Source organism: Shewanella mangrovi (assembly GCF_000753795.1).
GTDB lineage: Bacteria > Pseudomonadota > Gammaproteobacteria > Enterobacterales > Shewanellaceae > Shewanella > Shewanella mangrovi.
In genome coordinates, this window is sequence record NZ_JPEO01000001.1 from 340,122 (window position 1) to 364,258 (window position 24,137).

Genomic DNA, 24,137 nt, shown 5'->3' on the forward strand with positions numbered 1-24,137 from the left:
AATCCTTCCTTATTTTGCCTTGACCGGAATTGTCCGAGATGAAAGTTACCCTGCCTGCGTTTGAAAAAGCTCGTGTACTAGTGGTTGGTGATGTGATGCTAGACCGCTATTGGGTGGGCCCAACTGGGCGTATTTCCCCTGAAGCGCCTGTTCCAGTGGTGAAAATCAATCAGATTGAAGACCGCCCCGGTGGCGCGGCTAACGTCGCACTCAATATTGCGGCGCTGGGTGGCGCGGTCGCCTTAAGTGGTATTGTTGGCGAAGATGATACAGCCACTGCGCTGACCAATGGTTTGAAAGCACAAGGGGTCACTCCGTCTTGGTTGCAAGTGAATGATAAACCTACGATCACCAAACTGCGGGTGTTGAGCCGCAATCAACAGTTGATCCGCCTCGATTTTGAAGAGCCGTTTACTCAGGCACAAAGCGCAGACATGCTTGCTCAAGCCGAAGAGTTACTAGCAGACTGCAGTGTGGCGATTCTGTCAGATTACGCCAAAGGTGCCATTAGTGATCCGCGTGCCTTTATTGAAAAAGCACGTGTGGCAGGCGTGAAAGTATTGGTGGATCCTAAAGGCAGCGATTTTAGCCGCTATCGCGGTGCGACCCTGATCACCCCGAATATGAGTGAATTTGAAGCGGTCGTTGGCACCGTGACTTCTGAAGCCGATTTAGTCGAAAAAGCGCAAGGGTTAATCGCGCAATATGAATTGGAAGCGATGTTGGTCACCCGTTCAGAAAAAGGCATGACCTTAATTACCCGCGATGGCAATGAACTGCATATTCCAACCGTTGCCCGCGAAGTGTATGACGTTACCGGCGCGGGTGACACTGTCATCTCCACCTTAGCGACGGCATTAGCGGCAGGTAGTGACTTAGCCCAAGCCTGTGCGATTGCCAACACGGCTGCTGGGGTTGTGGTCGGTAAGCTTGGCACTTCTACCGTCAGTCGTATTGAGTTGATTGAAGCCTTGTCTGCGCATCAAGGTGAAAGTGGGTTTGGTGTGGTCAGCGAAGAGCAATTAGCTTATGCAATGGAACAGTCACGATTACGTGGCGAACGCATTGTGATGACCAACGGTTGTTTTGATATTTTGCATGCAGGCCATGTGTCTTACTTAAAAGATGCACGCGCCTTGGGCGACCGCCTGATTGTCGCGGTCAACGATGATGATTCAGTGAAACGTCTGAAAGGCGAAGGCCGCCCGGTCAACAATGTTGAGCGTCGTATGGCGGTTTTGGCAGGACTTGCCGCGGTCGATTGGGTAGTGCCATTTAGCGAGGACACTCCTCAGCGTTTGATAGCCCGTTTATTACCTGACTTACTGGTCAAAGGCGGCGATTATCGCATTGAAGAGATTGCCGGTGGCGCCGAAGTGATGGCGGCGGGTGGCAGCGTAAAAGTGCTCGGCTTTGAAGATGGCATTTCTACTACCGCGATTATTCAACGCATTATGGATAAACCTTAATGCTGAGTGCTGTGGTGCTGGCATCAGGGCTGTTTTCGCTGACGGTAGGTGAGCGAGAAGCGCTGGTATGTCCGCCACAGCAGTATTACCAATGTCTTGCGGAAGTGCCGCAAACGTTACGGCGTGATTTCCCTCAATCAAGCGAAGGTGTAAGACAAGCGCTGGGGCTGCGTGCCGCGATGGCGATGCCAATCGATGATAATCACTTCGCTGGCATTATTCTGTGGGCGCCGAAACGCTTACCCTCAAGTATCAGCGCTTTGTGGAACGATACTGTCTATCAATTGCCGCTGCAACAACAAGCACAACTGACGTTGTGGCATGAGCTTGGGCATCTGGAAATTAAGCGCCTGCAGCGCCAAAATCTGCTGCCGCAAACCCTATCTACACTGGAGCATGAATGGTTGGCTGACGCTTATATGGTGTGGCGCAGTGTGCAAGAAACGGGTGAGCTGACGTTGGCACAACAACAACTCGATCGGCGTAACATGGCGGTGTTTGCTGATATCAAAAACTTTTCCCATTGGACCGCCTTATACCTTAATCAAGCCGTTGAGCAACTTGATGCTCAGCAAGTGCAACACCAGCCATTTGCCCCCTGGCTGGTCAATCTTTATCAACATACTCAACAATATAACGAAGATGAGTTGCAAGAGTTTTCCGGCTTGCTACAACGCTTGTTCGGTATGGGCCGTTCACAGTCGTTGCCTGATTACATGAGCTGGCGTCGCCCAACATTGGGCCAAGTGCTTGCTCCAACGCTGCGCAGAGTGATGGGGATTAGCGCCGCCAATCAATGGATGACAGAGCAAAACTTGCTGCCTAAACAAAGTGCGGCGCGCCAGTAATTTGATCGCTTCGGATACGTAACTAAAGAAAGTTTGCCAGCCGCGAAATCCTTCCGAGGCTTTGCTAGTCTTGCTGCCAGTTGAGTACTGAATCAGTGACAGGAAATTCAATATGGCTAAGCGTTCTAAGTTAGAAACTGAAAAAACCATTGTCCAGATCGAAACAGCAGCCTTGCAGCAAATTCTCTCGATTGGTTACGAGTCTATGTCCTATAGCACGCTGGCAGAGGCGACGGGTATCAGCCGTACCGGCATTTCTCACCATTTCCCACGTAAGGTTGATTTTCTGTTGGTGCTAAACCAGCGCATTGGCCAGATCTTTGTCGATGCACTCGATTTTTCAGGCACAAGCGCGCTGGAGTTGAGCTGGCAGGAAGCCATGGCGAGCCCAAAGTTGAGAGCGATTCTGCGTTTGTTTTTTAATTTTTGTGCGCGGCCGGGGACCGAAATTAGTGAATTTTCGGCGGTTGCGATGGCGAAAAAATCGGCCGTCCAAGCGTTGGGAGCAGAAGGGAGTGCACTGGTCAGCCAGCTATTAGGCCAAAGCGCGCTTGCGCTGTTGGCTGAAAATAACTTAGCCGCATAAATTCCACATTGCGGTTGATATGGCGTGTTTTAAAAGGTGACCATCTCGATCAGCGTGAGATGATAACCGATTGTTATCCCATGGAATTCGATCACTCTGGAACAGTGCTAACGACAAAGGGTACGTTTTTCTCGATTATCTCAGTGCAAAAAAACGTTGATAAAAGCAACTAAATTAGTTGCTCCCTACCGCACCTTCGTGCTAGTGTCAACTTATCGATTTTTTTGTGAGGTTTGTCACGTTATGAGATTTTGGCAGAAATCTACAGCATTACTGATATGCAGCATCGCGCTGATAGCAGTGCTGTCTACTGCCAGCTCATCGATGCTGCGTCTCAGCTCACAGACTACATTTCTCAGCTCTGATGAAGGTCGTGTTGGTCAGGCCCACATCCTGGCCGCCGCGGTGGTGGTACCGGAAACTTTATCAGAGTCATTCGAGCCGCTGGAGCCCCGAAAGCGAGCCAAACTGCAGGCGCGTTATGCCCTGCTGAAAGAGATAATGCCGCTACAATCGGTATTGTCTCACAACAAAACCTTGCGCTACTTTATGGCGCCGAGCCGTGCACCGCCTGTTACTCAACTGGTTTAACTTGAGTTAAGTGACAATAAATAAACAAAACTAAAATTGTTTTATGAGGTGCTTCATGAAAACCTTAAATACTTTCTGCCTTAATGCTGCGCAGACACTTGCCCAATCTTCAACCGTTAGTGTTCTAGACGCTGATTCTCCAGCGCTGGAAGCAATGATGTCCTTCGACCATCAAATCCGTATGGCGTTACCTGCGACTATGCCGGCGCCAGAGGCATTCAACATTATGGATGCGGAAAATAGCCAGATTAACTACGTGATAAATGATCGTCATGAGTTTCTGGGGATTGTTGGGCGTAGCTGGTTGTCGGCTGACAGTTTGGCAAAATATGTTGATAAGGCGCATGGCCCATCAACTTGGACTGTCTCTGATATGATGTTGCCGCGCTATGAGATGTTAGCGGTCTCGCAAGAAGAGTTAGATAACGCCAGTGTGGCGGATGTGTTGGCCAGTTTCCGCAGTGTGCAACGCGACTTTCTGTTAGTGATCAATCGACGTGGTAACGTTTGTGGCTTGCTAGCGGCGGAAGATATTCTGCAACGTATGCAACAACGCCCAAGCGAGCAGGAAAAAGTGAACGTGCTCAATATCCTGCAGCAAATTCGCCAGAGCCATAACTTGGAAAAGCAAGTGCTTAATGGCTAAGCGCGATAAGCAAAACAAAAGCCGGTGCATGCACCGGCTTTTTTATGCTTTTCAATTAATGCAGCTTACAGCGCATTAAGAATTGCAGTCACTGAATCTTTCGCATCACCAAACAGCATTTGGGTATTTTCTTTAAAGAACAGTGGGTTCTGTACGCCCGCGTAACCAGTGTTCATTGAGCGTTTGAAGGCAATCACGTTGCTTGCTTTCCACACTTCCAACACTGGCATACCTGCAATTGGGCTACCTGGATCTTCAGAAGCCGCTGGGTTTACGGTATCGTTGGCACCAATCACCAGAACTGTATCGGTTGACTCGAAGTCATCATTGATTTCGTCCATTTCCAATACGATGTCGTATGGAACTTTGGCTTCAGCCAGCAGTACGTTCATATGACCTGGCAGACGCCCCGCAACAGGGTGAATCCCAAAGCGTACTTCGACACCCGCTGCACGCAGTTTCGAGGTGATTTCTGCCACTGGATATTGTGCTTGCGCCACTGCCATACCGTATCCCGGCGTAATGATGACGGAGCTGGAGTTCTTCAGCATGTCAGCCACTTCTTCCGCGGTAGTTTCGCGATATTCGCCCATCTCTTCATCGCCAGTTGATACGGCACCATCAGTACCGAAGCCACCTGCAATCACAGAGATAAATGAACGGTTCATCGCCTTACACATGATGTACGACAGAATCGCACCTGATGAGCCCACCAGCGCACCAGTCACAATCAGCAGATCGTTTGACAGCATAAAGCCCGCTGCCGCTGCCGCCCAACCAGAGTAGGAGTTCAGCATTGACACGACGACTGGCATATCAGCACCGCCAATCGATGCTACCAAATGCCAGCCAAAGGCCAGGGCAATCAGCGTCATCACGATGACAGCAATGGTGCTACCGGCAGTGTTCACGAAGTACAGCAGCAGAATGAAGGACACAACAACTGCCAACAGGTTCAGTTTATGGCGTTGTGGCAGCATCAAAGGTTTTGATGAAATCACGCCGCGCAACTTACCGAACGCCACAATAGAGCCAGTAAAGGTCACCGCACCGATGAAGATACCGAGGAAGATTTCAACCAAGTGGATGTTCAGCATTGCCCCTGTCAGCGCATGTTGTGATGCTGCTGCAGCTGCTTCTGAATAGGCTTCCTTCACCGCTTCAAGCGTGGTTTCCAGATCGGCGCCAGCAGTAACGACAACGTTGGTTGCGGCTTCTGGATGCAGATCGATCAGGCTGTTAAAGCCGACTAATACGGCTGCCAGACCCACGAAACTGTGCAGAATTGCAACCAGTTCAGGCATTTGGGTCATTTCAACTCTCAGTGCTAAACGTACGCCGATTGCGCCGCCAATCACCATGGCCAAAATGATCCAAGTTACGCCACTCGTTTCAGGGTTTAAAATGGTGGCAATCAACGCAATCGCCATACCGGTAACACCTAAGTAGTTACCTTGCTTGGCGGTTTCTTGCTTAGATAAGCCAGCCAGACTCAAAATAAAACACAGCGCCGAAATAATATAGGCCGCTGTAACCAGTCCATGAGACACGATAAACCCCCTTAACCTTTACGGAACATCTTCAGCATACGCTGAGTTACGGTGAAGCCACCGAAGATGTTGATGCTGGCAATCAATACCGCCACAAAGGCAAGCGCGGTCACCAATGTTGAGCCTTGACCAATCTGTAACAGTGCACCGACTACAATGATGCCGGAAATTGCGTTAGTCACTGACATCAATGGCGTATGCAATGAATGCGATACGTTCCATACCACGTAGTAACCCACCACACAGGCAAGCATAAATACGGTGAAGTGCGACAGGAATTCTGCCGGTGCGACCGAAGCCACGGCGGCAAAACCTACCATGCCGAGTGCACCCAAAATGTATTTAAGCTTTGATGGCGCTTTTGGTGTGTCATCTTTTACTGGTGCCGCTTTAGCCGCAGGCTTTTGTGGTGCCGCAGATACCGAAATCGCAGGTGGTGGGAAGGTGACTTCACCGGCTTTTACCACGGTCATATTGCGCATCACCACATCTTCAAAGTCGAGCACAGCGTTGCCATCTTTCTCTTTACACATCAACTTCATCAGGTTGACGAGGTTAGTGCCATAAAGTTGGGATGATTGTGCTGGCAAACGGCCCGGCAGATCGGTGTAACCTATCACTTTGACGCCGTTATCGGTGACGAACAGTTCACCTGGCTTGGTGTATTCGCAGTTACCGCCGGTTTGTGCCGCCATATCGACGATCACTGAGCCTGGCTTCATTGAATCCACCATCTCTTTGGTGATGAGGCGCGGCGCTGGGCGACCGGGGATCAGTGCGGTAGTGACGATAATGTCTACTTCTTTGGCTTGCTCAGCAAACAAGGCCATTTCCGCTTTAATAAACTCTTCTGACATCACTTTGGCGTAACCGTCAGAAGATGAGCCGTCTTCGTCAAATTCGAGTTTGAGGAACTGACCGCCCATAGATTCAATCTGTTCTGCTACTTCAAGACGCGTGTCAAAGGCGCGTACTACGGCACCCAGTGAACCTGCTGCACCGATAGCTGCAAGACCGGCAACACCGGCACCAATCACCAATACTTTGGCAGGTGGTACTTTACCCGCAGCCGTAATTTGGCCAGTAAAGAAGCGGCCAAACTCATGCGCGGCTTCAACCACTGCACGGTAACCACCGATGTTAGCCATTGACGACAGCGCATCTAATGACTGGGCACGAGAGATACGTGGCACCATATCCATGGCCATCACATTGATGTTGCGTTGCGATAGTTTTTCAACCAACTCAGGATTCTGTGCTGGCCAAATAAAGCTCACCAGGGTTGCCCCATCTTTGATTAGACCTATCTCTTCCTCGGTCGGTGCATTGACCTTGAAGATCAGGTCGGCTTGCCATACGTCAGGTGCCACAGTGGCCCCTGCAGCTTCAAAGGCCTTATCATCAAAGCTGGACAACGCCCCCGCGCCCGCTTGAACAGTAACTTCGAAGCCGAGCTTTTGTAGTTGCTCAACGGTGGCCGGGGTCGCAGCGACCCGGGTTTCACCGGCGAGGCTTTCTCTCGGTATTCCAATTTGCATGACTATTCCCTGATATTGAATAAATACGCTTTATTGCGCGCATTACTTGCGCAACAAGGCGATAAACTGTATCGCTCAGAATCAATCAATATACGCTGTGTAATCGGTATATTCGACTGTTTATTGATCCTTACATGAACAGAAAGTTGAGATGTGAGTGCATAACTTCCCTTCATGGCACATTCGTGCTAGATGCATTTTGGCAACTCCAGCAACGGAAACAAGCGCTGAATCGCAAAGCGACGCTAATCTGTACTGGTCGGAGCAAAATCTTTGCACCAGCACACATTTTTTTAACTTAAATAGCTTTATTCGCATATTCCAAATACGCATAAAAAAGTAAATTTTATTCTTTTTTAACCAAAGTGAGCAGCGCTAAGCTTGCGTGCATATCTATATTTGAAGGCTTAGCTCATGTCCCTTAACGAACTGTCATCATTGGCGTCCCCCTTGTCTGCACAACAGGTTGAGACGCTTAAGCAATTTTCGGCACAACTAACGCCTGTCCAGCTCGCCTGGGTCAGTGGTTACTTAGCCGCCAGCGCAAATGCGGCACCTGCAGCCGTCTCTGTCGCTGAGAATAACAGTAAATTAACAATCCTTTACGGTAGCCAGACCGGTAACAGTCGTGGTGTTGCCACTGAGCTGGCTAACCAAGCTAAGGCTGCTGGGGTTGCGGTAAATTTGGTGTCGATGGGCGATTACAACAGCCGAAATCTTAAACAAGAAAGCCTGCTGGCCGTGGTCGTCAGTACGCAAGGTGAGGGCGAAGCGCCTGACGATGCGATAGAGTTTCACAAGTTCCTCGCCTCAAAACGTGCACCTAAACTGGATGGCGTACGTTATGCAGTATTGAGCTTAGGTGATTCCTCTTACGAATTCTTCTGCCAAACCGGTAAAGAGTTTGATGAGCGTTTAGCAAAACTGGGCGCCGAGCCTTTGTTGCCACGTGTTGATTGCGACTTGGATTATCAACAAGCCAGCGAAGTTTGGCAGAGTGAAGTGATTGCCGCCGCTAAGCCTCTATTAGCGCAATCATCTCATGCCAGCGCCGCGTCGCCTTCAGTCGCATTTGCAGGCAGTGAACAGCAATACAGTAAGCAGCAGCCGTATACTGCGGAAGTGATTGTCAGCCAAAAGCTTACTAGCCGTGATTCCGCTAAGGATACGCGCCACGTTGAAATCGACCTCGGTGAATCTGGAATCAGCTATCGACCAGGTGATGCACTGGGTGTGTACTTTAATAATGACACAGCGCTGGTCGAATCCTTGCTAAGTGCATGGCAGCTTGATGGTGACATCGTGGTGACCGTCGGCAAAGAAAGCGTCAGCTTGCAGCAAGCGTTACTGGAGAAGAAAGAGCTGACCCAGTTGTACCCAGGCTTAGTCAAGTTCTGGGCCGAGCAGTCAAAAGCCAAGGCGCTGCTGGCGATTATTGAAGACAAAACACAAACCCGTGAGTTTGTTCGTAGCCATCAAGTGGCCGATCTGCAACAGCTGTATCCGCTGAGCAATATCGACCCACAAACCTTGGTGGATGCGTTGCGACCATTAACGCCACGTTTGTACTCGATTGCTTCAAGTCAGGCTGAAGTTGATAGTGAAGTGCACCTGACCGTGGGTTTGGTGGCTGATGAACGCAACGGCGAAATTCGCTACGGTGGCGCTTCACGTTTCCTTGCTCATGCTGAGGAAGGCGCCAATGTCAAAGTCTATGTGGAAAGCAATAAACATTTCCGTCTACCGGAGAACCCACAAACACCGGTGATCATGATTGGTCCTGGTACTGGCGTTGCACCATTCCGTGCCTTTATGCAGCAGCGTGCCAACCAAGGTGATGCGGGGAAAAACTGGTTGTTCTTTGGTAACCCCCATTTTGAGCAAGATTTCCTCTATCAGACCGAGTGGCAGCAGTACCTAAAATCTGGCGTGTTGTCGAAAATCTCACTCGCCTTTTCGCGAGATCAACAAGAGAAGATCTATGTACAACATCGGATCCAGCAGCAAGGCGCTGAGCTATGGCAATGGTTGCAACAAGGGGCGCATCTGTACCTGTGTGGCGATGCTGAACGTATGGCCAAAGATGTACAACAAGCGCTGACTGACGTGGTCGCTGAGTTTGGAGAAATGGACCACGCCGCTGCCAGCGAATGGTTAGAACAACTGCGCGCCGCAGGCCGCTTCCAAAAAGATGTGTACTGAGCCGGACATTTACCCAAGTCCTGCCAACAGCCGAATTAAGAGAGTAAGTCATGAGTGAGCAAAAATTAGCGGCAAACGAATATATCAAGGCACGCAGTCGTCATCTGCGCGGCACTATCGAAGAAGGTCTGGCCAATAGCGTCACTGGCGCTATCAGCGATGATGATACCCAAGTATTGAAATTCCACGGTACCTATATGCAGGATGACCGTGACGTACGTAATGAACGTAAAGAACAAAAGCTGGAGCCGCTGTATAGCTTTATGCTGCGTGCTCGCGTGCCCGGCGGTGTTTGTAGTGCTGAACAGTGGTTGGCGGTGGATGATATCTCGCGCCAGCTAACCACCTCTAACAGCATCCGTTTGACCACGCGTCAGACCTTCCAATACCACGGTATTCCAAAGCGCAATTTGAAAGAGTTAGTACAGAGTCTGGATCGTGCCACCTTGGATGCGATTGCCGCGTGCGGTGACGTCAACCGTAACGTGATGTGTAACCCGAATCCGGTACAGTCTGATTTGCACGCTGAGGTGTACGAAATTGCTAAGCATCTGTCTGAGCACATGCTGCCGCATACCCAAGCCTATGCGGAAATCTGGCTCGACAAAGAAAAACTGCTGAGCACCGAAGAGGAAGTGGAACCGATTTACGGTGACACCTACCTGCCACGTAAATTCAAAATGGCGGTAGCGATCCCACCGGATAACGATGTCGATGTCTATACCAATGACTTTGGTTTGATTGCGGTGGCCGAAAATGGCCAGTTGGTCGGCTTCAATCTAACTGCTGGCGGTGGCATGGGCTCAACTCATGGTGAAGTAGAAACCTTCCCACGTCTGGCCGATGACTTTGGCTTTATCAACAAAGAAGATGTGATCAAGTTTGCCGAAGCGGTGGTCACCACCCAGCGTGATTGGGGTAACCGCGTGAACCGTAAACGTGCGCGTCTCAAATACACCATCGTCGATCACGGCTATGAAGCGTTTAAAGCGGAAGTGGAAAAACGCGCCGGCGTGAAATTCCAACCGAAGCGCGATGTAATACTGCAAGATCGCGGCGATCGCTTTGGTTGGGTCAAAGGCATTGATGATCAATGGCATCTGACTTTCTTCATCGAGTGTGGCCGTATCAAAGATGAGCCCGGCAAAATGTTGCAAACCGGCCTGCGTGAAATTGCCAAAGTGCACCAAGGCGACTTCCGCATGACCGCCAACCAAAACATGATCATTGCTGGCGTGCCTGAGTCGGAAAAAGACCGCATTGAAGCGATGGCGCGTCAGTACGGCTTGCTCGGTGATGTGCTCACCACCACCCGCGAACACTCTATTGCGTGTGTGGCGCTGCCAACCTGCCCGTTGGCGATGGCGGAATCTGAGCGTTACTTCCCTGAGTTTATGACCAAGGTTGAAGCGCTGCAGGCAAAGCACGGTATCAGTGAATTGCCGATTGTGGTGCGCATGACCGGTTGTCCGAACGGCTGTGCTCGTCCATTTGCCGCCGAAATCGGCTTAGTAGGTAAAGCGCCGGGACGTTATAACCTCTATTTAGGGGCCAGTTTTGAAGGGACCCGTCTCAACAAAATGGTACGTGAGAATATTCTGGAAGCGGAAATCCTCGCCGAGTTGGACGAGTTATTTGGCCGATACGCCAGTGAGCGTAACGCAGATGAAAGCTTTGGTGACTTTGTCGTGCGTATCGGTGTTGTCAAAGCAGTGATAGATGCTGCTAAGGATTTTCATGGCTAATGCATCACCCGTCAGCAGCGCCGATCTTGTCGCGCTGCTGCAGCAAGATAAAGCTGAGCAAACAGCACAACTTGAACAGATCAACCGTTATCTGCAGGCGCTTACGGCCGAGCAGCGAGTGGCATGGGGCTTAGCTTATTTGCCCGGCACTCATGCTTTGTCATCGAGCTTCGGTATTCAGGCGGCGGTGATGTTGCATCTGCTCAGCAGTCAGAGTGCCGATATTCCGGTCATTCTTACTGATACTGGCTATCTGTTTCCAGAAACCTATCGCTTTATTGATGAGTTGACCGAACGCTTAACGCTGAACGTCAAAATCTATCGTTCCGAGTTGACGCCTGCGTGGCAAGAAGCGCGCTTTGGCAAACTGTGGGAAAAAGGCCTAGAAGGTTTAGAGCTGTATAACCGCATGAATAAAGTTGAGCCAATGAAACATGCGCTGGAAGAGTTGCAGGTAGGCAGCTGGTTTGCCGGTTTGCGTCGTAGCCAATCATCGACTCGCGAAGCCTTGCCGATCCTCGCCATTCACGGTGAACGCTTTAAGCTGCTGCCGATTATCGACTGGAGCGATCGTGATGTGCATATGTACCTGACCGATCATGAGTTGCCATATCATCCATTGTGGTATGAAAACTATGTCTCTGTCGGCGATATTCACTCCACTAAACCGCTGGAACCCGGCATGTTGGAGGAAGAAACGCGCTTTAACGGTTTGAAGCGGGAATGTGGCTTGCACTACGAAATTTAATACGGCTGAACCGTTAATTTTGCCACGTTTAACTTATTGAGTTAATTGTTAAATATAAATTTATGCTCAAATAATGCACAAATTTATTCACAGCGGAATATTCTGCGTTATACTCAGAAATTCCCATAGGGGAAAATGACATTACCCGCTGTATCGGACGCTCTTTTGAGTGTTGGCCCTTGGCAGGCAGCATTAATGGTTTTGTCGTTAGCGGTGATTGAGTTGCTCAGCTTATTGAGCAGTGACTGCACGCTTTGATTGACTTGTTAGCGCAGCATCAAAGCTTCTTCCATATCCCGGATAGCCTAAGGTTGTCCGGGATTTCTCGTTTTAACGAGTCTCTGTTGGCGTCGTATGCGGGTGGCTGATTTCATTATTGCGGTAATGCCGCAGCGCTTTTAACAGTGACGGCCAGTCAACAGTACCATCGGTATTAATTTCGATATCTGGCGCAGTGCCAATGCCAGACAGCAGGTTGCCATAGCTGTCATAGGCAAGCGATGCACTGAACTGCACATTCAAGCCACTGGCGGGTAACCTAAATTGATGGGTTCGGCCAAAGTCTCCCAAGGTTTTGCTGCCCAACAATAAAGTACGTGGCCAGTTTGCCGCTGCATGCACCAACCACTCACATTCGTGGCGACACTGTGGCCCTATCAATAACAACAGCTGTTGTGGCGACTGATTGATAGAGGAGATTGCCTCTGCCTGAGTGCTACTGACCAATGGCGGTCTGGCAAACCAGTCACTCAACTCACTATTGCTCGCTTGCATCAGACGCACTTTGACACTCGGAAACAAGTTGAAACGCGATAATGCTTGGTAGCCAAACGGTGCGAGAAAATCGTTGCGTAGCTGTGGCTGCCGCTTATAGCGACCATAGCCAGCGGGTTGGCTGCTGGGATTTTCATGGTTGATTGCCAAGAGTTGTAACAAACTTGAACTGACACCATCAGCATGGCGTAAATCCAGTACCAAGGTGTCTGCCGCCAGCGCTTTTTGCAGATCGAGACGTAATTGACGATTTGATTCGAAGGAATCGAGATCGTCATTGCGCAGCAGTTGAATATTGGGCGCTAACAAACGCCAACGGCTCATCGCTAAGGTGGGTGCTGTTGGGCTGGTGGCTAATGGCATGGTGACTGACAAAGGTGTCAGTTCGTCATTCGTCAGTGTTACCCGCACGCTGTCACTCGCGCTTAAGCCAATTTGTTGCCGCAGCAGCACAGTTTGCGCCATCATCCTAGCCAGTCGCTGCGGTCGTTCAGCACCATCGGCTAACAGTTGTTGGGCCGCGAGTTGCCAGCGCTGCATCGGAATACCGTCAATATGGGTCACAAATGGGCGCTCACTATCGAACGCTTGTTGTTGCTCGTTCAACGCCAACCAGCGGTGGTCCATTTGTCGTAATATCAAAGGCAGATGGGATTCTCGTGGCCAAGGGGAGATGCTGGCGGCAGGATCGGTCAGCAGTGTCATCAGCTTGGCGACCTCAATGCTGAGTTGCTGGCGGCTGAGTTGGGTTGGATAGCGTTGCGCCAATGCGGCTATCGCCTGCTCAATTTGGCTGTTAACCTGCGGCTTAAGAACAGCAAAGGCGCTAAAGCGGCGGATCTGCTGCTGGAGTAGCTGCAGATCTTGTAGCAATTGGCGGTTCGTGAGAATGTCGCGTTGTTGCGGATCCTGGATGGCAAAACGCGCAAGCTGGATGGCGCTGATCAGCAGCGCCATCCAAAACAGGTAGAGAATGACCCTGAAGCCACCTTTAAACACTGATTACTCACCTTTTTGCTAGAGTAGGTCGTTCAGCGCAAAGCCGATGCCGATACGTTGTGTGTGCACATTGTAGTCGATCAGACTCTCGCCATAGCCATTAAAGTATTGAGCATAAAGGCGCAAATTCCCCAGAATTGGATAACTCCAAGTAAGCTGTAACGCCCCTTTGTTTTCGCTACGCAGATTGTTGCGCAGCATCAAACTAAATCTATGTCGTTCCAAACCATACAGGGCAGTTAATTCGATATTACCCATATAGCGGTTGATATCGGGATTATCATCACCGCTGGTATCGTAAATGTCCTCTTTTTTGCTTTCCGGTATCCGCCACCATGCTTTAACTGAGAAAGCCAATGGCCCGCTGTCAAAGATCATATTGCCATAGACACGGTTCCAACTGCGGGACAGGGTACCAGAGCGGCCGTTGGATTGATGTACGACACCAAAGCCCCAGAGCGAGTTGGTAAAGCTGCCGATTTTCCAGTCGTTATTAAACACCATAAAAAATTCTGGTTCATGGTTGGTCTCACGAAATGGCGAGGAGATCTCTTTGTTATATACCTGCCACCAAGACTGGTTGGTGTAAGCAAAAAACAGATGGCCATTGTCGCCAAAGACGTTATATGCCAATGGAAATTTAAAGCTGATTTGGAATTTGGCTTCGCTGTGATCAAGTGAATAGCCATCTTGTTCCATTTCTTCGGCAAAAGGCGCGTCGTTAACAGAGGTACTGTAGGTAAAGGGTAAAAAGTAATTCACCTTGTGAGGTGTGATCACAAAAGGATTATCGCTGGCCTTAAGCTCATCTGCGACCCGCTGCTCCAACAATGAGGGTTGCTGGGGTTGTTGTGCGGTTTCGGATTTGTCTGCGTCGTCGGCAGCCCAACTTTGACTGACAATGAAATAGCTGGCGAAGGCGGCCCAAAGCAACGGCGAAAATTTGAAGTGCATAAACTATTAACTCCCTTTTTAGTCAATCACTTGAAATCAATTTTTAATATGTGCTGGAGTGTAACATCGCGTTTGAAATCATGACATAAGCGCTTAGGCTTGCCTAATATTCTGTTAAATTAGCGATTAACTTGATGACAGCTTTGTTATTCATTGGCTAATTTTTCAACAGTATTTTAGTTCTGTTATCTCCTTTGGTTATAAAAACTAATTAATTTATATTTATCTATGCTTAAATCCCTCGTTATAGTGCAGTCATTACTCATGGGGAGATTTGGTGATGGCACTGCTACATCTGTCAGACAATCAGGTAAAAGGCAAAGTGTATCTGCTGGGGGCTGGTCCCGGTGATGCCGACTTGCTGACGGTGAAAGCATGGCGCTTGCTGAAGTCAGCCGATGTGGTGTTATACGACGCCCTTGTGAGTGACGAGATTCTCGCATTAATCCCAGCCAATGCAGAAAAAATCAAAGTGGGTAAGCGCGCTGGTAAACACAGTGCGGCACAGGCAGAGATCAACCGTTTGTTGGTCACAAAAGCCTATACACGCGCCAAAGTTATTCGCCTGAAAGGCGGCGATCCCTTTATCTTTGGTCGTGGTGGCGAAGAGCTGCAAGCGCTGATAGAAGCCAATATCGAATTTGAAGTCGTGCCCGGCATTACCGCTGCTTCAGGTGCGTCTGCCTATGCGGGCATTCCTTTGACCCATCGTGATTTTGTCCGTTCGGTAACCTTTATCACCGGCCACTGTCAGAAGGATGGCCAGCCAGTTGATTGGCATTATTACGCGCAAGCGGATAACACCTTGGTGATTTACATGGGCATTATCAATGCCGCCACCATTCAACAAGGCTTGTTGGCGGCCGGACGCAGCGCTGCTACGCCAGTTGCTATTATCTCCAAAGCCAGTACCCGCGAGCAACGCAGCTTTATCGGCACGCTTGGTGAGTTGAGCCAATTGGCGCAAACAGCTGAATTGCAGATGCCAGCGCTGATTATTATTGGTGAAGTAGTGACGCTGTCTTCACAGCTGAATTGGTTTGAACAGCAGCTGTCACAGCAAGCGTTGCCGCAGCTACTAGAAAACTAATACTCAAGCATCAGCTAATGCTGAAGTCTTTAGCAAACAAGGCGCGCATAGCGCTCAGATAAGCGTCGTCGATCTTAGGCGCTACCAACGCCGCCAGTTCTTCCCCTACAGGACTCAGTCGATAATAGTTAAATAGCAGATGCCCAGACTTGGGCTTCAGCGTGATAGTGCTGTGGGGAAAATGCAGCTCAACGGCTGATTTCGGCGCCAATAATCCGGTTTCAAACTCACCGCGATGTAGTAAGCCCGCATCCACCAGCGTCAGCAGGTTAGAGTAGGGCATTCCAAAATTAGATAGCCCCAAATTGACATGACTCTGCTTACGAAAATAGTGACCAATGCCGCCCGAGAGTCGATAACCGCTGATCAATTTCAGCCGTGATTCATGGTTGAGTCTGGCTGCCATACCAAGGGCTTTTTCAAGAATATGCGCCTCTTTGAGCGTGAGCTTGGTTAATGTTTCTAAGGTACGCAGGCTAAAATTCCCCGGTTGGACGATTTCGCTGGCCAGAATACGTGCCCACAAATCCTGCATGGTGTGGTTATGGATTGTTTCTGCCATGGCGAAAAACTGATGTATCCAATCGGCATCGAGCTCTGCGCCGGTGACATCCGAGGGGGTATAACTCAAGGTCATCGCATAGATGGCTTCGAGATTACGTTGATATTGTTCAAGTTGTTTACGCTGGCGCATGTGGGCGCGATCCAATACCGTAGCATTAGCCGGCTGATAATCTGCTTCTGAGGCGAGTCCCAACAAGCGTCCTAGGCGTAACACCTTCTTGCGGGCTGACATCTCTATATGTGTTTCCACATGGGCTGAACTTTCCAGTGTTCGATTATCGTCGCTCATGGCTGGCGTATCTCTTTCTTGATGTTGCTTTTTTATGCAATGAAATGAATTTGTTGTCCAGTAAACTGCGTAACAAATATGTCAATTGATTGTGCCACTTTTTGTACCTTAGTGTTTCTTTAGTATTTTGTGAACTCTCCTGAAAATCAGCGGATTGGTCAGCATCGGAGCGAATGCTCGTGATCTGTTTCATGTAATTTATGGCATGATGCTCCTAACATACGACTAGCTAACATTATGAACACTCAGGGGTTAAAGTGACTAAAACACTGCTTCTTTACTCCACAGTCCATGGACAAACATTGAAGATTTGTAACACCATGGCGGAGCAATTACGCCAGCATGGTGAACAGGTGACATTGGCGCCAGTGGCAGAAGCGCCAGCGCTAGAGAATTTCGACAAGATTTTGATTGGTGCCAGTATTCGCCATGGTAAGCATCGCACCAATGTGTACGATTTTATTCGCGAACACCAAACGCTATTGGAAACTAAAGTCAGTGGTTTCTTCTCTGTCAGTCTGGTCGCCCGTAAACCCGCCAAGAACACACCAGAAACTAACCCTTATATGCAGGCGTTTTTGGAAAAATCTGGCTGGAAGCCACAGTTGATGGCGGTATTTGGCGGTAACCTCAACTATCAGGGCTATGGCGCCATGGACAGAAATATCATTCGTTTCATTATGTGGATCACCAAAGGCCCAACCGATCCTAACACCTGTGTTGAATTTACCGATTGGCAGAAAGTGAGCGCATTTGCTGAACAATTTGCCGCGGCTTAGGAGAAGTTAATGAAACGCTTAGTTGCATTGTTAGTGCAGTCGGTGCATCTGGTGCTGATGTTACTGTGTGCCTTCCTGTTAATCGGAAGCTCAAAGCTGATGATGCTGCGGCGTATTCCCGATAACGCTGGTTTCTGGGACCTATCCCATGTGTGGCTCGGCTGGCTAGCGGCAGTCCTCGCGCTGATATTCTTCGCCAAGCTGTGTGTGCATGGTCGTTGGCGTTTGTATTTTCCGTGGCTAGCATTAGCGTGGCGCCCGATTCTCAATGACATTAAAGGCCTGAGCAAAGGTAAAGTGCCATCAGCCGGTGGTGCAGGTCTCTTCAGCCTGATCGAGGGCTTTACTGTGTTATCACTGCTGCTAACGGGGGTGACTGGCGCACTATGGTTTTTGACCCAAGGCAGTGCTGACGCGGCAAGTTGGCGTCTCTGGCATCATAGCGCCGCTCATTGGTTTATCGGGCTGCTGATCGTGCACGTGATCTGCGCTTTGAGCCATCTAATTGATCTAGTACGCGATTAACTGGGTGTTATTTGTCGGTCAATTGCCGCCGCAATAACTTGCCCACATTATTCAGCGGCAGCTCGTTATCAAACTGCATGAGCTTAGGGATCTTATAAGGCGCTAATTGCTCTTCGCAAAGTTGCTGCAGTTGAGCTTCAAGTTCAGGATTGGGTTTGGTCGTTGGCGCTAATACGATACGTGCTTGTACTTGTTCACCAGTGCGTTCGTGTGGCACGCCAAAAACAGCGGCTTGTACCACATCTTCATGCCTCATCAGCACGCGTTCTACCTCCGCAGGCGAAACATTCATTCCCGACACAATGATGATGTCTTTTTTGCGATCGACAACATACAAATTGCCGTCGTTATCTTCGCGTACCATATCGCCGGTACGAAAGTAGCCATCAGCGGTGATGACGGCGGCTGTTTCCTGTGGCTGTTGCCAGTAGCCTTGCATCAATTGTGGCCCCTTCACTAACAGTTCACCGCACTCGCCACTGGTTACCTGATTGTCATCATCATCCACGATACGAATATCGGTGTCAGACACAGGTTTGCCAATGCTTAATGGCAGTTGCTCTCCATACAAGTTGATGGTGACCACGGGCGAGGTTTCACTGAGACCATAACCTTGATTGACGGCACAACCGGTTAATCTTTGCCACTGTTTGGCCGCGACTTCTGACAAACTGGTAGCACCTGCAAGGGTGAGTTTTAGTTGGCTGAAATCCAACTCCTGAAATTTTGCATGATGACACAGTGGAGCAAATAGGCTGCTTAACCCGGCAAAGCAGGTTGCGGGTTTTAGTGTCCACACCTCAACCATCTCATCTAAATTGCGCAATGTAGGCAGTAGGGTGGCGGTTGCCCCGTGCGCGAAATACAGCAGATGCACCATAAACGAATAAATATGGTACATAGGCAAAGGAGACAATAACTGTTCTGCGCCTTCGCTGATGTAGTGTTGCAGACGTTGATAGCACTGCGACAGGTTGGCAAGCAGGTTATGGTGGCTGAGCATCGCCCCTTTTACTGTGCCGCTGCTACCACCGGTGTATTGCAATAAGGCTAAGGCGTTGCCCTCAAGCGCCACTGGCGTAAATACCAGACTGCGTCCAGCGGCGAGTACCCGATTAAATTCCACATTTTGCAGCGCCGTTCTCGGCTGCGGCACCGGTTTGTGCAGATCCTGCAAGTGGGTCGAAATTACCGTGGTGATCGGCGTATTCATACTGACCTTGGCAAGCCCCGGTAATAGGTCCGAAATCACCACTAAGGCTTGCACTTGTGCATCGTTAAATTGCGCGATGAGTTCCGACTCTGTGAACTGTGGGTTGGTGTTCACTACAACCAATCCCGCGCGCAGGGCACCATAAGCGCAAATCACATACTGTAAGCAGTTGGGCAATTGCAGTGCGATGCGGTCACCGACCTGCAACTGGGTATAATGCTGTAACCAAGCGGCGAATGCTCGCGAGTCCCGTTCAAGCTCAGCAAAACTGAGTGATACGCCGCGGCAGTAAAATGCGCTCCTATCGGAAAAACGGAAACACACCTGTTCAATCAATTGTGCCAGTGATGCGGGTTGTTGCACTGTGCTGGCGGGTTGTTGCAGCGGTACAGTTGTCATAAGGCAGATTTTTTCAGGTTGTTGGCAAGACGCCCATCAACTCATTGGCGTAAAAGGATAAGTGCTGTTACTGAGCATAGAGTTTTTTTCTCGATCGCGCATCTGACTTTTGGCGGATACGTCCTACGACTTTCGCTTTATTGCAAAGATTCATTTGCTTACAACCACTAAGCGCTACTGGCTTAAGTATACATTTGTTAATAATGCGCATTTATTAATCATTTGCTTAAATGGTGTTCATATATCACTCATTACCTTCCGTTATTAAATATAAGAATAAAAAATGGTTAAATAATTAAATATTCAATAATCGGTATTTTGGAATTTTGTGCTCAATGTTACATTTGTGTTGCCATTTTTGGGTTTTGGTGTGATTTTCGCGCTGGGAGACCGAGGTGGGGCAAAGCGTCATCTAGCATGACCCTTGCACAACAATAAAAATATAGCGAGACACTAAAGAATGAAGAAACAACATAAGAACACAAATACGTGGATGCTGAGCAGCATCAGCTTGGCCGTTTCAATGGCATTAGCGGCACCAGTGATGGCAGAGGATGATGCGGCGGCCACTAGCAGTGCTACATCTAACGTAGAACGCATCGCCGTGGTGGGGTCACGGGCTGCGCCGCGTTCAGTGGGCGAATCGCCAGTACCGGTCGATATTATCGGCAATGAAGAGTTTACTAAGAACGGCGCCACAGATATGAATGATCTGATGGGGAAGGTGGTGCCGTCTTACAATGTTAACGCACAGCCAATCAGCGATGCGGCGACCTTAGTTCGTCCGGCAAATATGCGCGGTTTGGCACCTGATCACACCTTGGTATTGGTCAATGGTAAGCGCCGTCATCGTGCTTCTGTGATTGCATTCCAAGGTGGTGGTGTTTCTGATGGTGCACAAGGTCCCGATATTTCAGTGATTCCAGCGATCGCGTTGAAACAGGTTGAGGTACTGCGTGATGGGGCAGCGGCACAATACGGTTCAGATGCGATTGCCGGGGTGATTAACTTCCAGCTCAAAGATGCGGCCGAAGGCGGCGAAATTGAGTTGCGTAGCGGTCAATATTACCAAGGCGACGGTGGTATGGGGCAGATTGCCGCCAACGTCGGTTTGCCACTTACTGCGGCTGGTTTTGCCAACCTGAGTTTTGAATACAAAGAGCAGGACGATACTAACCGCAGTGTGCAGCGTGATGATGCACAGGCGCTGATTGACGCGGGTAATCTGGCGGTGCCGGAGCCAGCTCAGGTATGGGGCACGCCAAAAACTAAATCAGACTTTAAATTCTTCTTTAACTCAGGCCTGGACTTAGACGACCACAATAAACTGTATCTGTTTGGTAACTGGGCGCGTCGCGATGTCGAAGGCGGCTTCTATTACCGTAACCCAGAAAACCGCAGCGGTGTATACAGCAATGATGGTGGCGCTACGCCGCTGATCGGTGATTTGACGGGTGACATGTCTGGCGGTTGCGAAGGCATGAGCATTGCTGACGCTGCAGCATCAGATAGCTGTTACTCATTCACTGAAATGTTCCCCGGCGGCTTTACGCCTCGTTTTGGCGGTGTAGTGAAGGACGCGTCGTTCGTTGTGGGTATGAAAGGCGAGCTGTCGACTGACTGGAGTTACGATGCCGCGTTCTCATACGGTAACAACGATTCCGACTTCTACATCAAAAACACGGTCAACGCGTCATTAGGCCCAGATACGCCAAATGATTTTGACCCTGGCCGTTATGTTGAAACTGAGCGTGGGGTGAACGTCGATTTTGATTACTACGGTATCGAAAGCTGGAACATCGCCATGGGCGCGGAATTCCGCCGCGAAACCTTTGAGATCTATAACGGTGATCAATACTCGTTTGAAATCGGCCCATTGGCTTCGCAAGGCTTTGGTATCGGTTCCAACGGCTTCCCCGGCTTTAAGCCAGAAGACGCTGGTAAGTGGAGCCGCGATAACTACGCCATCTACGTCGATGTGGAAAAAGAACTGACACAGGATTTGTTGGTGACGGGTGCAGTACGTTACGAAGACTATGACGACTTCGGTTCCACCACTAACGGCAAGTTATCAGCCATTTGGACCGTGAATGAGTACTTCTCATTGCGCGGCGCGGCGAGCACTGGTTTCCGTGCGCCAACCGTGGGTCAAAGCAACGTGCGTAACGTGTCGACCTCCTTTGGCCCGAATGGACTGCAGGACCAAGCAACCTTGCCACCGACGAACCCAATTTCGGTGCAAAAAGGGGGCAAGCCACTGGATCCGGAAAAGTCAGTCAACTTGTCGGTGGGCGGTGTGTTGAATGTGGATACGTTCTTCCTGACGTTGGATTACTTCAACATCAAGCTAAAAGATCGTATTTCGCAAACCTCTGCGTTGCAGTTAACGCAAGATGACCGTGATGCGTTGATCGCCCAAGGCATTCTGGATGCTAGCAGTTACTCAGCGGTGCGTTACTTCACCAACGACTTTGATACCACGACTCAAGGTATCGACTTAGTGATTAGCTATGCGCCAGATTGGTTTGATGGCAGCAACTTCTCTTTGGCCTATAACTGGACTAAGACTGAGGTTGATGACTTCAATCCAGAAAACATCAGTGACGCTAAAGTGAAAGCGCTGGAAGAAGCAATTCCACACCACAAAGGCTCACTGACGTGGACCCAGGAAGTCACTGCTAATCTGCGCTCAATGGTGCGGGTGAACTACTACGGTGCTTACTGGGAAAACCACTTGGATTCAGATGGTGATCTCCCAATTGATGTGTCCAGTGCCTTTACTGTCGATGCTGAGCTTGGCTATGACATCAACGACGATTGGAGTGTATCGATTGGGGCGCAAAACTTGTTTGATGCCTATCCAGACGAAAACCCATGGGCAGGTATTGCTGGTGCGAAATATCCGGTGACTTCGCCATATGGCTTTAACGGCGGCTTCTATTACGGCCGTCTGAACTACCGTTTTTAACCATCCTTGACGTGGTTATTGGGCAATAGGCGCTGTCTATTGCCCTTTTTTATTTTTGTGTGTGGGATTAGCGCTTCTGAGTCACGCGCTGAATACGTTATAGTGCGTGTTTATTCAACAAGTTGCAGGCAGCAAGGAAAGAGTATGAGTTTAAGTATGTGGCTGGGGCTGTTAGCCATATGTGCATTGGGCGCAATGTCACCGGGTCCTAGTCTGGCAATGGTGGTGCGTCATACCCTAGGTGGCGGACGTAGCCGTGGCATCATGTGTGCGTGGGCACATTCGATCGGTATCGGCATTTATGCACTGATTACTTTGCTTGGCCTTGCGGCACTACTTAAACATTATCCGATGCTGTTCAATGCAATTGCCCTGGCGGGTGGCCTGTATTTAGCTTGGTTGGGCTGGAAAGCGCTGACGGCGCAAGGTGGTATGCAGCAAAAGCTCGCGGGTGGTGCCCCCGTATCCGCGTGGGCAGCTGCGCGAGATGGCTTTGCCATTTCGTTATTGAACCCCAAAATCATGCTGTTCTTTATGGCGCTGTTCAGCCAGTTTGTGCTGGCGGCGCAGCACAGTGGCGGCAAGAGTTTAATTGTACTGACGCCAGTGATTGTTGATGGTCTGTGGTACACCATTATCGCCTTTATGTTGTCACAGCCCAAAGTGCTCGATAAATTGCGCGCTAAAGCGCAACTGATCGATAGAATCACCGGCGTGGTGTTATTGCTGTTGGCAGTACGGGTCGTGGTATCGATTTAATTAATGATGCAGGCGTTGCAGAAGAAACTGTCGCAGCGCCTTAATCAGTGGTGATAGCTGGCGCCTATCAGGCACTAACATATTCAAGGGCGCCGCTTCTCCTTGCCAGTCTTGGCACAATGGCAGCAAGCGACCGGCAGCCAAATCATCCCTCACGTCCAAGTGGGACTTATAGGCAATGCCTGCCCCTGCTAACGCCCAGCGATGCACCATTTCGCCATCATCGGCGCTGCGATCGCCGCTGACTTCCACCCTCAATACTTCGCCATCACGACTAAACTGCCAGCGGTTGTGTAATCTATCGGCCAGCATAAAGCAGAGGCAATTATGCTCACTCAAGGCTAATGGTGAGTCAGGTTTGCCATGGCGTGCAATATAGTCTGGCGAGGCACACAACACCCGGCAGTTGTCACTGACTAATGGCAGTGAAATCAGGCTGGAATCTGCGGGTACACCATAACGAATGAGTAGGTCGAGTGGTTGCCGATAGAGGTTACTCAGATGATCACTGACCTGCAATTTGAGGCTGACTTGCGGATACAACTGCAAAAATTCATCCAGTAGCCGCATAAATTGGTGACGACCTAGATCAGATGGCAACGACAGATGCAGTTGCCCTTGCAAGCGGGTGTGCTGTGAATGTAACTGTGCCTCTGCGTTCGCTAAGGTCGTTAATGCCTGCTCACATTGCTGCAGATATTGCTCACCTTGCGGCGTTAATCTGAGGTTGCGGGTTGAGCGCACAAATAGCACAGTCCCCAGTTGTTGTTCCACTCGCTTAATGGCCGCGCTTATGGCCGCTGGCGTCATGTCCATTGAGCGTGCGACGTTGGAGAGGCTGCCTTGTCGAGCGGTTTCCAACAATATTTGAAGATCTTGCAAGCCTTTTAGCATTCCAGTG

The 24,137-nt window shown here is 49.8% G+C and carries 20 protein-coding genes; 13 read left to right on the forward strand and 7 right to left on the reverse strand.

Going from position 1 to position 24,137, the window contains the following annotated elements; translation table 11 throughout:
* Positions 1–38: 38 nt before the first annotated feature.
* From hldE to HR45_RS01385, 5 genes are all read left to right on the forward strand, one after another.
* The gene (gene hldE, locus HR45_RS01365) at positions 39–1,469 is read left to right on the forward strand and encodes a bifunctional D-glycero-beta-D-manno-heptose-7-phosphate kinase/D-glycero-beta-D-manno-heptose 1-phosphate adenylyltransferase HldE (RefSeq protein ID WP_037438941.1); all 1,431 of its coding nucleotides are present in this window, start codon (positions 39–41) and stop codon (positions 1,467–1,469) included.
* The gene (locus HR45_RS01370) at positions 1,469–2,317 is read left to right on the forward strand and encodes a hypothetical protein (protein WP_037438943.1); all 849 of its coding nucleotides are present in this window, start codon (positions 1,469–1,471) and stop codon (positions 2,315–2,317) included. Before hldE ends, HR45_RS01370 begins: the two co-directional genes overlap by 1 nt.
* Before the next feature lie 112 nt (positions 2,318–2,429).
* Positions 2,430–2,903, forward strand: a complete 474-nt coding sequence (locus HR45_RS01375) for a TetR family transcriptional regulator (RefSeq protein ID WP_037438945.1) — start codon at positions 2,430–2,432, stop codon at positions 2,901–2,903.
* A 243-nt stretch (positions 2,904–3,146) separates the two neighbouring features.
* Positions 3,147–3,494 carry a hypothetical protein gene (locus tag HR45_RS01380; RefSeq protein WP_037438947.1) on the forward strand — a complete coding sequence of 116 codons (348 nt, stop codon included), beginning with the start codon at positions 3,147–3,149 and terminating at the stop codon, positions 3,492–3,494.
* Positions 3,495–3,549: 55 nt separating this feature from the next.
* Positions 3,550–4,140 carry a CBS domain-containing protein gene (locus HR45_RS01385; RefSeq protein WP_037438949.1) on the forward strand — a complete coding sequence of 197 codons (591 nt, stop codon included), beginning with the start codon at positions 3,550–3,552 and terminating at the stop codon, positions 4,138–4,140.
* Positions 4,141–4,205: 65 nt separating this feature from the next.
* On the opposite strand, the gene pntB is transcribed toward HR45_RS01385, so the two are convergent.
* A complete protein-coding gene (gene pntB / locus HR45_RS01390) occupies positions 4,206–5,690 on the reverse strand; it encodes a Re/Si-specific NAD(P)(+) transhydrogenase subunit beta (RefSeq protein WP_037438951.1) in 1,485 nt (494 codons plus the stop codon).
* Between the two features lie 11 nt (positions 5,691–5,701).
* Positions 5,702–7,228, reverse strand: coding sequence for a Re/Si-specific NAD(P)(+) transhydrogenase subunit alpha (locus tag HR45_RS01395; RefSeq protein ID WP_037438953.1), 1,527 nt, complete (start codon positions 7,226–7,228; stop codon positions 5,702–5,704).
* Between the two features lie 414 nt (positions 7,229–7,642).
* Between HR45_RS01395 and HR45_RS01400 the strand changes: the two genes are divergently transcribed.
* From HR45_RS01400 to HR45_RS01410, 3 genes are read left to right on the forward strand one after another with little or no spacing between them, the layout of a single operon-like run.
* Positions 7,643–9,430, forward strand: a complete 1,788-nt coding sequence (locus HR45_RS01400) for an assimilatory sulfite reductase (NADPH) flavoprotein subunit (RefSeq protein WP_037438955.1) — start codon at positions 7,643–7,645, stop codon at positions 9,428–9,430.
* Positions 9,431–9,480: 50 nt separating this feature from the next.
* Positions 9,481–11,175: an assimilatory sulfite reductase (NADPH) hemoprotein subunit gene (cysI, locus tag HR45_RS01405; protein ID WP_037438957.1), complete on the forward strand. Its 1,695-nt coding sequence runs from the start codon at positions 9,481–9,483 to the stop codon at positions 11,173–11,175.
* Positions 11,168–11,923 (forward strand): phosphoadenylyl-sulfate reductase, encoded by a 756-nt coding sequence (locus HR45_RS01410; RefSeq protein ID WP_081933349.1) that lies wholly within the window; start codon positions 11,168–11,170, stop codon positions 11,921–11,923. Before cysI ends, HR45_RS01410 begins: the two co-directional genes overlap by 8 nt.
* Before the next feature lie 330 nt (positions 11,924–12,253).
* On the opposite strand, the gene HR45_RS01415 is transcribed toward HR45_RS01410, so the two are convergent.
* Together HR45_RS01415 and HR45_RS01420 are read right to left on the reverse strand one after the other, a co-directional pair.
* Positions 12,254–13,696 (reverse strand): S41 family peptidase, encoded by a 1,443-nt coding sequence (locus tag HR45_RS01415; RefSeq protein WP_037438961.1) that lies wholly within the window; start codon positions 13,694–13,696, stop codon positions 12,254–12,256.
* A gap of 18 nt (positions 13,697–13,714) precedes the next feature.
* Positions 13,715–14,650 carry a phospholipase A gene (locus tag HR45_RS01420; protein ID WP_081933350.1) on the reverse strand — a complete coding sequence of 312 codons (936 nt, stop codon included), beginning with the start codon at positions 14,648–14,650 and terminating at the stop codon, positions 13,715–13,717.
* A 280-nt stretch (positions 14,651–14,930) separates the two neighbouring features.
* Between HR45_RS01420 and cobA the strand changes: the two genes are divergently transcribed.
* Positions 14,931–15,740 carry a uroporphyrinogen-III C-methyltransferase gene (cobA, locus tag HR45_RS01425; protein WP_037438963.1) on the forward strand — a complete coding sequence of 270 codons (810 nt, stop codon included), beginning with the start codon at positions 14,931–14,933 and terminating at the stop codon, positions 15,738–15,740.
* 10 nt (positions 15,741–15,750) lie between these two features.
* Here the strand turns inward: cobA and HR45_RS01430 are convergent, their stop codons facing one another.
* Entirely contained in the window at positions 15,751–16,593 is an 843-nt protein-coding gene (locus tag HR45_RS01430) for a TIGR03899 family protein (protein WP_052074405.1), read from the reverse strand.
* Positions 16,594–16,850: 257 nt separating this feature from the next.
* On the opposite strand from HR45_RS01430, the gene hemG reads away from it, so the two are divergent.
* Positions 16,851–17,372 (forward strand): menaquinone-dependent protoporphyrinogen IX dehydrogenase, encoded by a 522-nt coding sequence (hemG, locus tag HR45_RS01435; protein ID WP_037438965.1) that lies wholly within the window; start codon positions 16,851–16,853, stop codon positions 17,370–17,372.
* 9 nt (positions 17,373–17,381) lie between these two features.
* Complete coding sequence (locus HR45_RS01440) at positions 17,382–17,897, forward strand: cytochrome b/b6 domain-containing protein (RefSeq protein WP_037438967.1); 516 nt, start codon at positions 17,382–17,384, stop codon at positions 17,895–17,897.
* A gap of 7 nt (positions 17,898–17,904) precedes the next feature.
* Here the strand turns inward: HR45_RS01440 and HR45_RS01445 are convergent, their stop codons facing one another.
* Entirely contained in the window at positions 17,905–19,509 is a 1,605-nt protein-coding gene (locus HR45_RS01445) for an AMP-binding protein (RefSeq protein WP_052074406.1), read from the reverse strand.
* A gap of 460 nt (positions 19,510–19,969) precedes the next feature.
* Here HR45_RS01445 and HR45_RS01450 point away from each other — a divergent pair, with 460 nt between their 5' ends.
* Positions 19,970–22,477 carry a TonB-dependent receptor plug domain-containing protein gene (locus HR45_RS01450; protein WP_037438969.1) on the forward strand — a complete coding sequence of 836 codons (2,508 nt, stop codon included), beginning with the start codon at positions 19,970–19,972 and terminating at the stop codon, positions 22,475–22,477.
* A gap of 144 nt (positions 22,478–22,621) precedes the next feature.
* Positions 22,622–23,236 (forward strand): LysE family translocator, encoded by a 615-nt coding sequence (locus tag HR45_RS01455; protein ID WP_037438972.1) that lies wholly within the window; start codon positions 22,622–22,624, stop codon positions 23,234–23,236.
* On the opposite strand, the gene HR45_RS01460 is transcribed toward HR45_RS01455, so the two are convergent.
* Entirely contained in the window at positions 23,237–24,130 is an 894-nt protein-coding gene (locus tag HR45_RS01460; protein WP_037438974.1) for a LysR family transcriptional regulator, read from the reverse strand.
* Between the last annotated feature and the right edge of the window lie 7 nt (positions 24,131–24,137).

What these genes read in the sequence shown, in the direction of transcription:
- hldE (WP_037438941.1), top strand. Translation starts at nt 39, where the DNA reads ATGAAAGTTACCCTGCCTGCGTTTGAAAAAGCTCGTGTACTAGTGGTT.
- HR45_RS01370 (WP_037438943.1), top strand. Translation starts at nt 1,469, where the DNA reads ATGCTGAGTGCTGTGGTGCTGGCATCAGGGCTGTTTTCGCTGACGGTA.
- HR45_RS01375 (WP_037438945.1), top strand. Translation starts at nt 2,430, where the DNA reads ATGGCTAAGCGTTCTAAGTTAGAAACTGAAAAAACCATTGTCCAGATC.
- HR45_RS01380 (WP_037438947.1), top strand. Translation starts at nt 3,147, where the DNA reads ATGAGATTTTGGCAGAAATCTACAGCATTACTGATATGCAGCATCGCG.
- HR45_RS01385 (WP_037438949.1), top strand. Translation starts at nt 3,550, where the DNA reads ATGAAAACCTTAAATACTTTCTGCCTTAATGCTGCGCAGACACTTGCC.
- HR45_RS01395 (WP_037438953.1), bottom strand. Translation starts at nt 7,228, where the DNA reads ATGCAAATTGGAATACCGAGAGAAAGCCTCGCCGGTGAAACCCGGGTC.
- HR45_RS01400 (WP_037438955.1), top strand. Translation starts at nt 7,643, where the DNA reads ATGTCCCTTAACGAACTGTCATCATTGGCGTCCCCCTTGTCTGCACAA.
- cysI (WP_037438957.1), top strand. Translation starts at nt 9,481, where the DNA reads ATGAGTGAGCAAAAATTAGCGGCAAACGAATATATCAAGGCACGCAGT.
- HR45_RS01410 (WP_081933349.1), top strand. Translation starts at nt 11,168, where the DNA reads ATGGCTAATGCATCACCCGTCAGCAGCGCCGATCTTGTCGCGCTGCTG.
- HR45_RS01420 (WP_081933350.1), bottom strand. Translation starts at nt 14,650, where the DNA reads ATGCACTTCAAATTTTCGCCGTTGCTTTGGGCCGCCTTCGCCAGCTAT.
- cobA (WP_037438963.1), top strand. Translation starts at nt 14,931, where the DNA reads ATGGCACTGCTACATCTGTCAGACAATCAGGTAAAAGGCAAAGTGTAT.
- HR45_RS01430 (WP_052074405.1), bottom strand. Translation starts at nt 16,593, where the DNA reads ATGAGCGACGATAATCGAACACTGGAAAGTTCAGCCCATGTGGAAACA.
- HR45_RS01440 (WP_037438967.1), top strand. Translation starts at nt 17,382, where the DNA reads ATGAAACGCTTAGTTGCATTGTTAGTGCAGTCGGTGCATCTGGTGCTG.
- HR45_RS01445 (WP_052074406.1), bottom strand. Translation starts at nt 19,509, where the DNA reads ATGACAACTGTACCGCTGCAACAACCCGCCAGCACAGTGCAACAACCC.
- HR45_RS01450 (WP_037438969.1), top strand. Translation starts at nt 19,970, where the DNA reads ATGAAGAAACAACATAAGAACACAAATACGTGGATGCTGAGCAGCATC.
- HR45_RS01455 (WP_037438972.1), top strand. Translation starts at nt 22,622, where the DNA reads ATGAGTTTAAGTATGTGGCTGGGGCTGTTAGCCATATGTGCATTGGGC.
- HR45_RS01460 (WP_037438974.1), bottom strand. Translation starts at nt 24,130, where the DNA reads ATGCTAAAAGGCTTGCAAGATCTTCAAATATTGTTGGAAACCGCTCGA.